Origin of the sequence: Helicobacter hepaticus ATCC 51449 (assembly GCF_000007905.1) — a bacterium.
GTDB classification, from domain to species: Bacteria; Campylobacterota; Campylobacteria; order Campylobacterales; family Helicobacteraceae; genus Helicobacter_C; species Helicobacter_C hepaticus.
On the sequence record NC_004917.1, the window covers coordinates 200,492 to 213,938 of the forward strand.

The window sequence follows — 13,447 nt, forward strand, 5'->3', positions numbered from 1 at the left end:
TGTTTAAAAATTAAAAAGCATAGTATAGCTTTTTTATCTTAATTTTTCTATACTTCAATCTTTTCTACTAAGTGCAAATTAAAACCACTTAAGGCATTATACTCGCCTTTACTCCCACCACAAGAGCTAAGAAGCACAAAATCCTCAATGCCCAATCTTTTAAGAATCTGTGCACCGATGCCAAAATCTTTTATATCACCACAAGTTTTAGATGAGTTTGCATATTCAGAATGCGTATTTAAAAATACCAAATATCCCCCTTTTTCTTTCAAACACTCAATACTCTTAAGAAGAGCATTCCATTCTTGAGCATTTTGCAATAGCTCCAAATCACTTCGCACATTATGAAATCGTATAAGCGGCTTTGGTTCATTAGATGATGAGCCTTTATGAGGAAATCCAAAAACTATATGCTCACGTTCTAAATGATCTATAAAAGTAATTTTTTCACATTCTACACCCATAAATACAGCACTTTCACGCGTAATCTCGCGCAGGAGATTCTCAAAATTAAGTCGGTATTGGATAATATCTGATACATATAGAATCTTTAAATGGTGTTGAGAAGCAAAATCAAGCAAGAATTTATCCCCACGCCCAGCCATTGTGCCGTCTTTTTTCATAATCTCACAAATTACACTAATAGGCGCAACTCCTGCAAGGCGGCAAATATCTACACTTGCCTCTGTATGTCCTGTGCGCACAAGCACTCCTCCCTCTTTAGCAATAAGCGGAAAAATATGTCCGGGACGCACAAAATCGCTTGGCTTGGTATTACTCTCACACATAAGTCTAATAGTCATATCGCGTTCAAAGGCTGAAATACCTGTTTTTGCTTCTTTTGCATCAATAGAAATGGTAAAGGCTGTTTCGTGATTGCTATCGTTTTTTTGCACCATTGGAGGCAAATCAAGCTTTTGAGCAAGCTCTTGCGTGATAGATACGCAAATAAGCCCTCGTGCTTCTTGCGCCATAAAGTTGATTTTTTGAGGACTAGAGAAGATTCCCGCCATCACTAAATCACCCTCATTCTCCCTATCCTCATCGTCCATAATAATAATCATCTCGCCTTGTTTAATTGCTTCTATGGCTTCTTTGATACGTTTGTGATACATTATTAACCTTTAAATGTGCTTTTATTAAAGATTAATTATATAAAAACAAAATAAATTTCTTTGCAGAATCAATCTTAAAAAGTTTTAGGGATAAGGAAAGGGAGAGATGATAAGAATCCAAAAAGTAGATTCTCATCATTTATGTGGAAACAAGAGTATTTAGGCAAGTGTGGCTTTAAGCATCCAAATGGCTTTTTGCAATTCGCCTACTTTATCATCAGCGTATCCTTGAGTCACATTATCTCCAGCTTTTTCAGCCTCCTCTGAAAGTCCTTCAAATGCTTTGAGGAAATATTCGTAATCAGAGAGAATCGCTTTTAAAACCTCTTTTGAATTAAAGCTTGTTTTGCTTTCTTCTTTGATTTTTGCAGCCTTTAGCATATCTGCAAGGGTTACATAAGGTTTTCCACCGATTTGCAATACACGTTCTGCAACATCATCAAATACATCAGCATATTTTTCATAGATTTCTTCAGTAGCTTTATGTGTGGGATAAAAGTCCATACCTTTAACATTCCAATGAAAGTTATGCACCTTCACATAAAACACTGCTGCATCAGCTTGAATTTGTTTTAAATTATCTACAACTTTGCTCATCTTTATGTCCTTAGTCTCAAAATTTTCCCTCACTCTCCTAATATGTGGGTAAGTGAGGGAATATTAATATTCTAAGATATTGAAGTAACTTCTAAGTAAATATCTTTATAAGTAACACGTTTAACTTCCTCATATTGTGTGCTTTTATGTTTATCATTAGCGCATTCTCTCTTGACAAAGACATACAAACTCATTATAATTACGCCTCACATTTATTATTGGGGTATCGCCAAGCGGTAAGGCACCTGGTTTTGGTCCAGGCATTCAGAGGTTCGAATCCTTTTACCCCAGCCATTTCTTCATAAATTTATGAAGCTCTTTTTGTAAATTCTTTTAAAATGATGTAGCTTATCTTTCAATTTTAAGAATTTTAGAACGCGGGATAGAGCAGTCCGGTAGCTCGTTGGGCTCATAACCCAAAGGTCGGGGGTTCAAATCCCTCTCCCGCAACCAAACTTTCATAAATTTATCCCTGCTTGAAAATTGCATTAATATTATGTTAAAATGCGCACTTTATTTTACTTAAAACCCAAAAACTAGCAAAATGCGCTCATAGCTCAGCTGGATAGAGCAACGGCCTTCTAAGCCGTAGGTCAGAGGTTCGAATCCTCTTGGGCGTACCACCAAAATACCTCTTAAACAATATCCTTAATCTTAACTTTTACACAACCAAAATTTAAAATATGAGACACATTGATTTAAATAGATTCGCTTACACAATTTAATACTCTATTTAATATATTAAATACTATTTTAATTTTGATATAAATTAAAATAGTATAGTATTACAAAAAAAAAAAAAATAACCAAGTATTGTATTAATTCAAGGTTTGGTGAAATTGACTTTAAAAGGAGACACAATGAAAAATGAAAACGCAGATTCTAAAGATGCGTTGCAAGAGCTTTTTGAGAAGTATAAAAACAATGATAGTGATGAGTTAAAAGCTGGACTGATGAATTTGAGCAAAGAGGAGCAAAAAGAGTTTATCAAGCATATTTTAAACTACGAGAATGACAACTGGGACAATGGGACACTTAAAAGTGATGAAAAATTCAATGTCATTTTTCCGCCAAATTTTAAAGTGGTTATGGAGTTTCAAAAAGCTCATTTTAATGGTGCAATACTTTCTGATTTCATTGAAGCACTAGAAGAATGGCTAGAGCACGAAGAAATGGAGCTTTATGATGATCCTGCAGACTTTGAGGGCGGAGACTATTTTGATGGAGATCCTGATGATGATGAAGATGGGTTAGCGGAAATGACTTTAGATGATTGGGTAGCAGATCAAACAGGGTATTTAAGGGATTTTATCGATTCTTTGAAAGATTTTAAATGATACAAAGATATACAAAAATTAAACTTACAAAAAAGGAGACACAATGAAAACACTAGAAGAAATTAAGGCAATGAATATGGAGCAAAGAAATGCTCTTCAAGAAGAGTTATTTGCACTCGTTTTAACAAATGAGATAGAAAAGGTAAAAGCATTTTTACAAGAGTATCCCTTAAAAGAGAGTTTTTATGAGGAGAATATTAAAGGTCAGACAGGCACGTATCCTTTATTTGGTGTAGAACGTGTCCTTGCGAAAGCAGCAGTGGCGTATGAGAAATATAAGGACCCTGCAATGATAGAGTTTTTACAGGAATGGGGACTAAAGATTGATTACCACACTAAACGTGGAGAGAATACCTTGACAGACTATATTGAACAAAATGGTGGCGAAGATGAGAATGTCATCAAATATCTTGTAGATAAGGGCTTAACTTGTGAGAAAAGAGATGAAAGAAAAGATCATAGCGGCTGGACTCCTATGCATTGGTGGGCTATGAATAATGATTATAAATCAATTGAAATTGCGGTTACAAAAGCAGGAGCAAATGTAGATGTGTTAGACAAATTTGGAAAAACACCTTTGTTCCATTCGGTAAAAGAATCTTCAGCCTACAAAGCCACCCAGATGTTAATAGAGCTTGGGGCAAATGTGAATTATTATGATGGAGCTTTCACTCCCTTAGACAAAGCACAAGGAGCTAGAAACAAAAAGCTTCTAAAAGACGCAGGGGCTAAGAGTGCTGATAGGGATTTGAGGTATATTGTAGAGGAGGTATTGTTGGCATTTGGGGTAGATTGTGCAAATCGAAAGAGTTTTGACGAAAATTATCATAAATTAACAAAGGAACAACGCGCAGAAAAAGATAAACTCATCAATCAAAGAATTGCTGAAATGATGAGCAAGAAAAAGGCTAAGTAAGCATAGCTAATAGCCCAAAACGTCCTGTAGTTTTGTCTCTGCGATAAGAATACAATTGCTTATTACAACAAGAACAATACGGGCTAATCTCAATATGCTCTACATTAATACCTAGATTCTTACATTGTGTCTTTATGCACGCAATTAAATCAAGTTTATTGCCTTTTAATACGCTTTTATCAAAGCCAAGTGCAAGCAACTCTTCTTGCACTTCTTTCCCTACTTCATAACAACACGCACGAATAGATGCTCCCACATACATAAAACAATCCGAAACACTACTTCCATATACTTCACTCATACGCTTAAAAACAGCAGGCACAATCCCATCAAACACGCCCCTACGACCGGCGTGTATTACTGCCATTACTTTTTTTGCATTATCATAAAGCAAAATTGGATTGCAATCTGCCACTAATACAAGGCAAGCTCTATAAGGTATATGCGTAATAATTGCATCAGCTTCACCAAGACAAATGCTATGAGGAGCTATAATTTTGCTCTTTGTCTTATAAAAATCCTCAAAAGAAGATAAATTTTTTTCATCTAAAATTATACTTTGTGTGCTATGCGTTTGATGACAATAATAAAGAGCTGATACAACTTTTTGCTTATCATTTAAAGCAAATATCTTCCAAAACTCGCTTAGGAAGATATGGTGATTACGCTCTACATTCAATCTTTCATCGCCCACATAATACCCTAAATTAAGTGTATCAAATACACCTTCACTTACTCCACCTAAACGATTACTCAAGGCAAAATATACGCTTTTATCCCTAAAAATAGGGCTTTGCAAACTTGTATATAAAAACATAAATCCTCCCATATTTTGATAAAAATCAAATCATTTTATTATTGATAATATTAGAATTCTAACGAGTATTTTCTTAAAGATTCTCACTCACACAACACAAATAAGGAGGGTTTAGTGAAACAGGACAGACAGAAACGACCCACTCTTATGTCAAGTATTTTCGCTATTCTTCTCATAGCTATTGTTATTATTGCGTGTTATACATTTTGGCACGCTAAGGGAGCTTCTTATCTTAGCAATGATTCGGAAGCGTGCAATAATTGTCATATTATGAATGAAGTTTATAGTGATTATCTTAGCGCTCCTCATTCACAGAAAATTGCAGGGCAGCCTCGAGCTACCTGTAATGACTGCCATTTGCCTCACAACTTTGTCTCCAAATGGATTGCTAAAGCTCAAAGTGGCGTAGGACACGCTTATGCTTTTACATTCAAGCTTGATACACTACCTACTAACTTGAGTGCAAATGAAACAAGTAAGCAAATGGTGCAAAATAATTGTGTGCGTTGTCATATAGAATATGTCCAAAACGCAGTCAATCCTACGACTACGCCTGGACATAACAACGCACTAAATTGTGTCTCTTGCCACGAGAGTGCAGGACATAAACGAGGTTTTTAACTTAAATTTTAAGGAGGAATAGATGCAAAAAAATAAAGGAATGCTACCTATACTTATCGTTGGAGCTGTTATTATTATTGTTGGACTTTTATGGCTCAATCAAGATATCTCATCAAAACAAGCGGAAAACACAGGTGTTATTTCAAAACAGCTTGTAGAACTTACTGATGAAAATCCCACTTTTGACTTTTGGGGTAAAAACTTCCCTGAATACCTTGATTATGTATCTCAAAGTAGAGCACGAAACACCAAAATACACAAACTTTGGCGGAAATCTTGCATATTCAAAGTTGATTCGTTACCCACAATTAACAATATTATGGGCAGGGTATCCATTCAGTCTTGATGCTAATGAAGAAAGAGGGCATTTTTGGATACAAGTAGATCAAATGGACACTGCGCGTAATAATAAAGACTTTCTTAATGCACACGGCTTTGCTAAATTTGGTGGGCAACCTGCAGCTTGTATGAATTGCCATAGTGGCTGGACTCCGTGGCTTATCAAAAATGCAGCAAATGGCGATTTTACTGCGTTTAATAGCACAAAATATTGGACAATGATTAAAAATGTCCCCACTCGTAATGGGATTGAAGAAGGTTCTGAAGAGCACGGAGGACCACACGGCGGTAAAAGAATGGGTGTAACTTGTGCAGATTGCCATAACCCTGATGATATGAGTCTAAGAGTAGTGCGCCCTGCTCTTATTAATGCACTCGTTGATAGAGGTTACCAAAAAGATGCAGCACAAGGTATTAAAGCAGATAGAAAAGAGATGAGGACACTTGTTTGCGCTCAATGCCACGTAGAATATTATTTCAAACCTACTGGTGAAAAAGTTAAGGTAATGGGAGAATCTATTGCATCTGATTCGAGTAAAAAATGGTGGAATGGCACACAAAAAACTTATGATGAGTTTGAACATTGGAGAGATGGCAATAAAGCAACTGAAATTGAAGTTGATGGTATCAATCTTACATTCCCTTGGAGTGCGTGGAAAAAAGGTGAGGTGTTTAGAATTGAAATGTTTGACGAACATTATGATGCAGTGCGCCCCATTTTCAAAGAAGATTGGACACACAAGGAAACTAAAGCACCTATGCTCAAGATTCAACACCCAGAATATGAAATGTTTAGCGGTGGTGTGCACGCAGCAAATGGTGTAAGCTGCGCGGATTGCCATATGCCTTACATTAAAGGCGCGGGAGGCAAAAAAGTAACGCAACACAATGTTACCTCTCCACTCTTTGATATTAATTCTGCTTGCAAAACTTGCCACACACAATCCGAAGAGTATCTTAAAAAACAAATTGCCGATATTCAAAAATCAGTAGCATTTGATTTGAGAAGTGCAGAATATGCAACCGTGAGCCTTATTTTTGATATTAAAAAATTACGAGAAGAACTTGGCAAACTTCCAGCGTATCAGTCTGAAGGCAAACCTGATGATACTAAAATATCAAAAGCTCTCGCAGAGCCACTTGAGCTACACCGCCGCGGACAAATGAGAGGAGATTTTGTAGGAGCGGAAAACTCTACAGGATTCCATAATCCACGCGAAGCAAGCCGTATGCTCCTTCAAGCAGTAGAAATGGCGAGAATGGGGCAAACAAAATGTGTTGAAATTGCAAATGCAAATGGCATTAAAGGTTTTAAAACTTCTAATCTTGGATTTGATGAGATTCAAAAATTTAATCCTGGAGAGATTGTATATAAAATTGACCTTAATGGACACACTGCCGGAGAGCGCTATTACAAACATCACGAAATCAATGGTGAAGCACCTCAAGAACTTTTAGAGCTTGATAAAAATACAAAGCCTTATAACTTTAGTGAAGTTGATAAAATCTCTGCAAGTGCCAAAAGCGCAAAATAGTTTTCCTCTCTAGCCTCCATTTTAAAAGCGGAGGCTAGGATTCTTCCTCTTATATTGAAACATTTATGTTATAATCATTTCATCTTGCCTCAAAGGAATTACTATGAAAAAGCTAATTGCTATCATATTGGGTATTGGTGCGCTCATTGCCATAGGCTTGGGAGTTGCCCTCTCGCTCAAAAGCAAAGAGATTAAAGCGCATTTAGAGCAAACACTTAATGAAAGCTTTGAAAAAATTGTAACAAATGATAATTTGCTTAAAAGCTGGGAGCCCTTTGTGTGCGAAGGACTCATTACCGTCAGCTGCTATAGCAAAAAAATTATTTTAGGCGAAGAGGAAATCTTTACGCTCTATAACGCAGGATTTGATATTCATTCAATAGATAATAACTCTCTTCAAGCTTCTTTTAAGATTAAAGATATTAAATGGAATCCAATAGAAACAACAAAAGAAGCAGAGTTAGAATTAGTAAATCTTATTTCATCATCTATACCACAAAAGCTTGAATGTGATGTCGCCTTAAAACGAAATGATGATAAACTATCTGAAAATATACAATGCAATATGAAAGCGTCTAATGCCTCTTATGAGCTAAATAGTAAGGAAACTTATCAACATAGCACTTTTAACACCCAAAATATGGCAAAAATTTTAGAAAATTTTTATCTTAAAGCAATATTAGCCACAGATAATGATGCAGATGATACGTATAATGATGTCAAATATGCATTTGATACTTTTATGCTCAAAGCCCAAAATAAGGGAGAATTTAGTAAAGATATGTATAAACTCTATGAAGTTCAAAGCAAAATACAAGAAATGCCTTATGGTCAAGAAGGCTTTGCACAATATGCAAAAAATATTAATACACTTGCCCTCATCACTGCAAGCTTCGTGTTAGGTGATGTTTATCACGATGAAATGATTACTTTTGGTAATGCTTTAGAATCGTATCTTACAGGACAAACTCACGAGCTAGGAATTCATCTAAGTCATCAAGAAAATAAAGAGTTAAAGTTTAAAACACTTGAAGATTTTGCACAAAGCTCTAATTTTTCGCATTTCTCTGATGATTACACTCTTACGATTCTCTCTAAATAGTGAGGTTTATAATGCAGCAAGATAAAGATGCGCAATCATATCAACGCAATGATAAAAAAGGTAAAACAGGCATAAAACGTCTTTATAATGCCTTTTTTTTCTCACTTGATGGAATCAAAGCCGCGTGGAAAGAAGAAGAAGGTTTCAGGCAAGTGCTAAGCATAGGCATTGTGCTAAGTATTGTAGCATTTTTTATAGCACAAACTTGGCAAGAGCTTATATTACTCATCTTACCCTGTGTGCTTTCTGTCATCGTTGAACTTATTAATTCTGCGATTGAAAATGCCATTGACTTTACAAGCCTTGAAATTCACCCACTTGCTAAAAAAGCCAAAGATATGGGAAGTGCTATACAACTTATTGCTTGTCTTTTTGTTGCCTTTGTATGGGGAAGCTATCTTCTTAATCGCTTCATATTCTAATTGCGTTTAATATTTTTGTATATTTTTTGCATAGCAAATAATCTCTGGGCGATATTCAAAATGCATTGTATCATAATGCCACCACCGCCCTCCCCATATAAACCCTTCTTCCTCAAAAGCTTGGACAATCTCTAAAGGAATTTGATTCTCATATTGATACTCATTGCGTTCTTTTTTATCCCATAACCAATATTTAGAAAATTGCGTATTAATATCAAGAGCAATGCCAAAGCTGTGGGGACTAAGATTGGGAGAATCTGCGATATTACGCCAATAAAACGCATCTTGGTCGCTCAAAAATTGATAGTATGCTTGTGGAAGATTCTCAAGTTTGTGCATTACACGTTCAAAAGCTTTATCTACACCATTTGCAGTAGTTACTACAATGAAACTTTTATCAAAACGTTGTTTAAACCAAGGCAACTTTACAAGATGTGCGCTTACATCTTCTTCTGAATGCCCATAAATTGCTTTATAAAATCCTAAATGACGTATGCGAGAAGTATCTTCATTACGATTGAGCACATAACCTTTAAGGGGATAGGGATAAGTGAAAGCGTCATTCATATCAGGATTTAAAATCTGCTCATCATAGCTTTTTTCTAAACCATCGTCCCATACGAAACTGCTCCCATCATTAAGAACTACTTGATTATCGGCTATTCTTACTACCTGTGGATAATATCGCTTTACACACTCTTGCGCGAGAATATCAACAACTTGCTCTGCACCTAGCGATACATAGACCATACACAAACACGCTATCACTTTCTTCATTTCTATCTGCCCATTTGGTAACTTGAAATGCTAAGATTATAACGTGTTTTGATATATTTCTTACAAAATTTGTTCTTAAAATTTATCTTCCGCTTTAGGTTTATAGAATTTTTGTAGCCAATCATCTACAGGAGCGAGGAATCTATAGATAGCAGGCACAATAAGCAAACTCAAAAACATTGAAAACAGCAATCCGCCAATAATACAAATTCCCATAGGCGATTTCATACCCGCTCCAGAGCCTGTAGAAATAGCTAGAGGTATCATACCAAAAACCATAGCAATCGTTGTCATAAGAATAGGACGCAAACGCGATTCTCCAGCTAAAATAAGAGCCTCATCAGTGCTATATCCTTCTTTGCGCTTTTCATTTGCTACATCAATAAGCAAGGTAGCATTCTTACCTACTAATCCCATTAGAATCATAAGTCCCATAAGCGAAAACATACTAAAAGGCTGCTGCACAACAAAAAGTGCGATAAATGCTCCAGCAAAACTAAAAGGCAAAGTCATCATAATGACAACAGGTTGCAAAAAGGATTCATAAAGAGCAGCCAAGATAAGATAAATCAACACAATCGCCGTTAAAACCGCTACAAGAAAGGCTATCATCATTTCTTGTGCATTTTCAGCTTCACCTTGAAGCTTAAAAGTAGCGCCCGGCTCAAGCCATTCATTTGATTTTTGCGCAGTGATATTCATCATATCACCCAAAGAAATACCAGAATTTTTTACAGGATACGCATATACCGTAACGCTCCGTTGTCTATCAAAACGAGAAATGACCGAAGGGGCAGAGGTATGCTCTATTTCTACAAGCCCCTCTACAAACATCAACTCACCCTTGCTATTTTTCACTTGTAATTTTTTTATATCATTAAGTGAGATTCTATCATTATCAGGTGCTCGGATAGTAATGTCGTATTCCTTACCCCTATCTTTATAATACCTGACAATCGCCTCACCAGAAAATGCTCCACGCACGACATTACCAATATCTTGCGCATTCACGCCATATCTATCGGCATTCGCACGAAGCACCCTCAAACGATACTCGGGCAAATCATCTGATGTATTAAGGTGGATATTAGTAACCTTGCCTGCCAATGTTGGATCAGTTTTTAAAAGATTGATGAGATTATCCTTTGTTTTTTTCAGTGTCTCACCATCGGGTGCAAGAATTGCCACTTGATAAGGAGAATTATCTCCTCCACCAAAATCTGATACTTCAGATGTAGAAATCACAAATTCTTTCCCCACTTCACTTGCTTTAAGCTGTTCTCCTATATCAGCCATAATCTTAAATTGTGATTCTTTATTTGCGCGCTCTTTTTTTGGCTTCAACCTCGCATAAATCTGTGCCTTAAAAATCGTTTTTTGCGCGTCATAGCCTATTTGCAAAGTCGTAAAGTCAATATCACTATGTGCCATTACTATGTTTTGCAGTTCATTTGTTTTTTCTTTCATAGCATTCATACTCGTGCCGGGTGTAGTTTCCATAAATACTTGAAACTCACTCTTATCATCGGAGATAATAAATTCCATACCAAGCTTAGCTAAAAGTGTAAGGGAGAGAAAAAATATACCCACAATACCCACAATCACCTTGACTCTATTGCGCAATACAAAGGCTAGAGTTTTGACATAATACGCATCAAGTCTCTTAAAAAAAGGCTCTGTGCGATAATAGAATTTAGAGTGTTTAGGATTCACAACGATAGACGAAACCATTGGAATGATTGTAATCACAACGATATACGAGATACCAATCGCAGCAGCCACGGTTATACCAAAGCTTTGGAAGAATCTCCCCACGATTCCGCTCATACTTCCCACAGGGATAAATACTGATAAAAGCATTGCTGAAATAGCAATGAGTGCAAAACCGATTTCGCGCACACCCTCATAAGCCGCCTCACGCTTACGCATTCCGTGTTCAAGTTTCTTATGGATATTCTCAATTACCACAATCGCATCATCAATGATAATCCCAATCGCAAGAGCTACTGCAAGAAGAGTAAGCATATTTAAAGAGAATCCAAAAAAATTCATTAATGCAAAAGTCCCAAAAATAGAAATAGGAATACTAATGGCTGATACGAGCGTAATAGTCGCACTTCGTAAGAAGATAAAAACCACAGATACAGCCAAAAATACGCCAAGAAGCACATCAAATTCCACTGAAGAAATGGCTGCACGCACATTTTGTGTTGTATCTTTAAAGACTTTAATATCATACTCTGGGCTTATAGATTCTATTTGTGGCAGCACCTTCATCACCGCATCGGCAATGGAAATATCATTAGCGCCTGCGATTTTTTGCACTTCAAAAATCACACCGGGCGTTTTGTTAAAGGACGCAAAAGTCTTATCTTCTTCAATGCCATCTTCAATCGTAGCAATATCAGCTAATCTAATTCCCTCCGCAATACGAATATTTCCTATATCACTTACATCAGCACTTTGAGCATCGGTTGTTATAGCCCATTCACTCAATGTCCCAATGAGTTTCCCGCCATCAACTTCTAGATTCTCTAACCCTACTTTATTAGAAATATCTGTATAAGTTATACCATATTTATTAAGCATACTAGGGCTTACAAAGATTCTAATCTGTCGCTCTCTATGCCCTCTCATCTCAACGCCACCAACACCAGAGATTTTTTGCAACAATGGTTTTATATTATCTTTAGCGTGTCTCATCATTTCAGATGAAGGGACTTTATCACTTGTGAGAAATAAAGAGATAATAGGAGCGGAAGAGCTATCAAATTTATAAACTGCTGGTCTTTTCACGCCAGAATCAAGCTGCACCGTGCCCACTTTATCTCGCACATCATTGACTGCATCACTTAGAGGCTTTTCAAGCTCAAATTGCACAATTACAACACTTGAATTACGTGCTGAACTTGAAGTTACTTTTTTGAGCCCATCAATACCCATAATAGCTTCTTCAATCTTATCTGTTACTTTTGTCTCTACAATCTCCGCACTTGCACCCGGATAAGCTGTGATAACTACTGCCACAGGAAAATCAATATCAGGAAAAAGTGAAGTTGGCATTTTAAATACGCCTAAGAATCCAAAAAATAAGATTGCAAAGGCGAACATTAAAGTTGAAATTGGACGAGTAATGGCAAATTTATACATTATTTTGTCCTTATATAACCATCACCAAATGTGCCCGGAATGATGTCTTTTGCCATTGCCTCGGCTTTTACTTTGCGTGTGCTTGTGCTTGCGGTAGGATAGATCTTACTTATTGTTGTATGTAAATCCTCTTTACGCCCATCAATACGGAAATCAAATCTATCACCTACTTTAATTTTGTTTATATACTTAAAATCAAATTCCAAAACAAGCTTTACATCTTGACTAATGATTCTAAAAAGCTTTGTGCTATGAGCACTTACCCCATCACCAAGCTCAACCTCTTTAGAAGCTATCACACCATCAAATGGTGCTCTTAGCTGTGTTTTACTTAACACCGCCTTTTGATAGTTATAATCTGCCTCAAGTTTTTTATATTCTGAAAGGTATCTATCAAGCGTATTTTTATCTACTGCTCCACCAGAACGTTTATAACGTTCCCACTGCTTTTTTGCAAAAATATATTGTTGTTCAACTGAATTCATTTGAGAAAAAATATCTTGATTAAAAAGATTAAGAAGCAAATCTCCTTTTTTCACCTCACTACCGACATCAACAAAAATATCAGATACAATGCCACTTGTAGCGAGATTTAAATTAGCATCTTTTATTGCTTCAGCATTAAAAATTGCATAAACATCTTCTGCCCACATTGACGAAGCGAGAAAAATCCCCGCTACTATACCTAAAACCTTTTTCATCTCTCCTCCTTTTTATTA

12 protein-coding genes, 3 tRNA genes and 1 pseudogene are annotated in these 13,447 nt (G+C 36.4%); 9 read left to right on the plus strand and 7 right to left on the minus strand.

What is annotated here, in order from left to right; all coding sequences use genetic code 11:
- Positions 1 to 47: 47 nt before the first annotated feature.
- From HH_RS01025 to HH_RS09775, 3 genes are all read right to left on the minus strand, one after another.
- Positions 48 to 1,115, minus strand: coding sequence for a bifunctional 3,4-dihydroxy-2-butanone 4-phosphate synthase/GTP cyclohydrolase II (locus tag HH_RS01025; RefSeq protein ID WP_011115051.1), 1,068 nt, complete (start codon positions 1,113 to 1,115; stop codon positions 48 to 50).
- 159 nt (positions 1,116 to 1,274) lie between these two features.
- Entirely contained in the window at positions 1,275 to 1,712 is a 438-nt protein-coding gene (locus HH_RS01030; protein WP_041308928.1) for a Dps family protein, read from the minus strand.
- 71 nt (positions 1,713 to 1,783) lie between these two features.
- Positions 1,784 to 1,906 (minus strand): hypothetical protein, encoded by a 123-nt coding sequence (locus tag HH_RS09775; protein WP_011115054.1) that lies wholly within the window; start codon positions 1,904 to 1,906, stop codon positions 1,784 to 1,786.
- 25 nt (positions 1,907 to 1,931) lie between these two features.
- On the opposite strand from HH_RS09775, the gene HH_RS01035 reads away from it, so the two are divergent.
- The 5 genes from HH_RS01035 to HH_RS09120 all read left to right on the plus strand — a co-directional run bounded on the left by HH_RS01035 (position 1,932) and on the right by HH_RS09120 (position 3,965).
- A tRNA-Gln gene (locus HH_RS01035) sits at positions 1,932 to 2,006 on the plus strand.
- An 82-nt stretch (positions 2,007 to 2,088) separates the two neighbouring features.
- Positions 2,089 to 2,165 (plus strand) — tRNA-Met (locus HH_RS01040).
- A 93-nt stretch (positions 2,166 to 2,258) separates the two neighbouring features.
- Positions 2,259 to 2,335: transfer RNA gene (locus HH_RS01045), tRNA-Arg, on the plus strand.
- Between the two features lie 237 nt (positions 2,336 to 2,572).
- On the plus strand, positions 2,573 to 3,049 hold the full coding sequence (locus tag HH_RS01050; protein ID WP_011115055.1) for a hypothetical protein: 477 nt from the start codon (positions 2,573 to 2,575) through the stop codon (positions 3,047 to 3,049).
- A 43-nt stretch (positions 3,050 to 3,092) separates the two neighbouring features.
- Entirely contained in the window at positions 3,093 to 3,965 is an 873-nt protein-coding gene (locus HH_RS09120; protein ID WP_011115056.1) for an ankyrin repeat domain-containing protein, read from the plus strand.
- Here HH_RS09120 and HH_RS01060 read toward each other — a convergent pair.
- The gene (locus HH_RS01060) at positions 3,958 to 4,782 is read right to left on the minus strand and encodes a polyphenol oxidase family protein (RefSeq protein WP_011115057.1); all 825 of its coding nucleotides are present in this window, start codon (positions 4,780 to 4,782) and stop codon (positions 3,958 to 3,960) included. The two genes, HH_RS09120 and HH_RS01060, sit on opposite strands and share 8 nt — an antisense overlap.
- A 147-nt stretch (positions 4,783 to 4,929) precedes the next feature.
- Between HH_RS01060 and nrfH the strand changes: the two genes are divergently transcribed.
- The 4 genes and pseudogenes from nrfH (at position 4,930) to HH_RS01085 (ending at position 8,801) form a co-directional block, all read left to right on the plus strand.
- The gene (gene nrfH / locus HH_RS01065) at positions 4,930 to 5,403 is read left to right on the plus strand and encodes a cytochrome c nitrite reductase small subunit (protein WP_226989518.1); all 474 of its coding nucleotides are present in this window, start codon (positions 4,930 to 4,932) and stop codon (positions 5,401 to 5,403) included.
- A 22-nt stretch (positions 5,404 to 5,425) separates the two neighbouring features.
- A pseudogene (locus tag HH_RS01075) lies at positions 5,426 to 7,277 on the plus strand (ammonia-forming cytochrome c nitrite reductase subunit c552).
- A gap of 103 nt (positions 7,278 to 7,380) precedes the next feature.
- On the plus strand, positions 7,381 to 8,379 hold the full coding sequence (locus HH_RS01080) for a hypothetical protein (RefSeq protein WP_041308930.1): 999 nt from the start codon (positions 7,381 to 7,383) through the stop codon (positions 8,377 to 8,379).
- Positions 8,380 to 8,390: 11 nt separating this feature from the next.
- Complete coding sequence (locus HH_RS01085) at positions 8,391 to 8,801, plus strand: diacylglycerol kinase (RefSeq protein WP_011115064.1); 411 nt, start codon at positions 8,391 to 8,393, stop codon at positions 8,799 to 8,801.
- A 6-nt stretch (positions 8,802 to 8,807) separates the two neighbouring features.
- Here HH_RS01085 and HH_RS01090 read toward each other — a convergent pair whose 3' ends face one another.
- From HH_RS01090 to HH_RS01100, 3 genes are all read right to left on the minus strand, one after another.
- Positions 8,808 to 9,578, minus strand: coding sequence for a M15 family metallopeptidase (locus HH_RS01090; RefSeq protein WP_011115065.1), 771 nt, complete (start codon positions 9,576 to 9,578; stop codon positions 8,808 to 8,810).
- Between the two features lie 75 nt (positions 9,579 to 9,653).
- Positions 9,654 to 12,728: an efflux RND transporter permease subunit gene (locus HH_RS01095; RefSeq protein WP_011115066.1), complete on the minus strand. Its 3,075-nt coding sequence runs from the start codon at positions 12,726 to 12,728 to the stop codon at positions 9,654 to 9,656.
- Complete coding sequence (locus HH_RS01100; RefSeq protein WP_011115067.1) at positions 12,728 to 13,429, minus strand: efflux RND transporter periplasmic adaptor subunit; 702 nt, start codon at positions 13,427 to 13,429, stop codon at positions 12,728 to 12,730. The genes HH_RS01095 and HH_RS01100 overlap by 1 nt, the downstream gene beginning before the upstream one ends.
- Positions 13,430 to 13,447 lie beyond the last annotated feature (18 nt).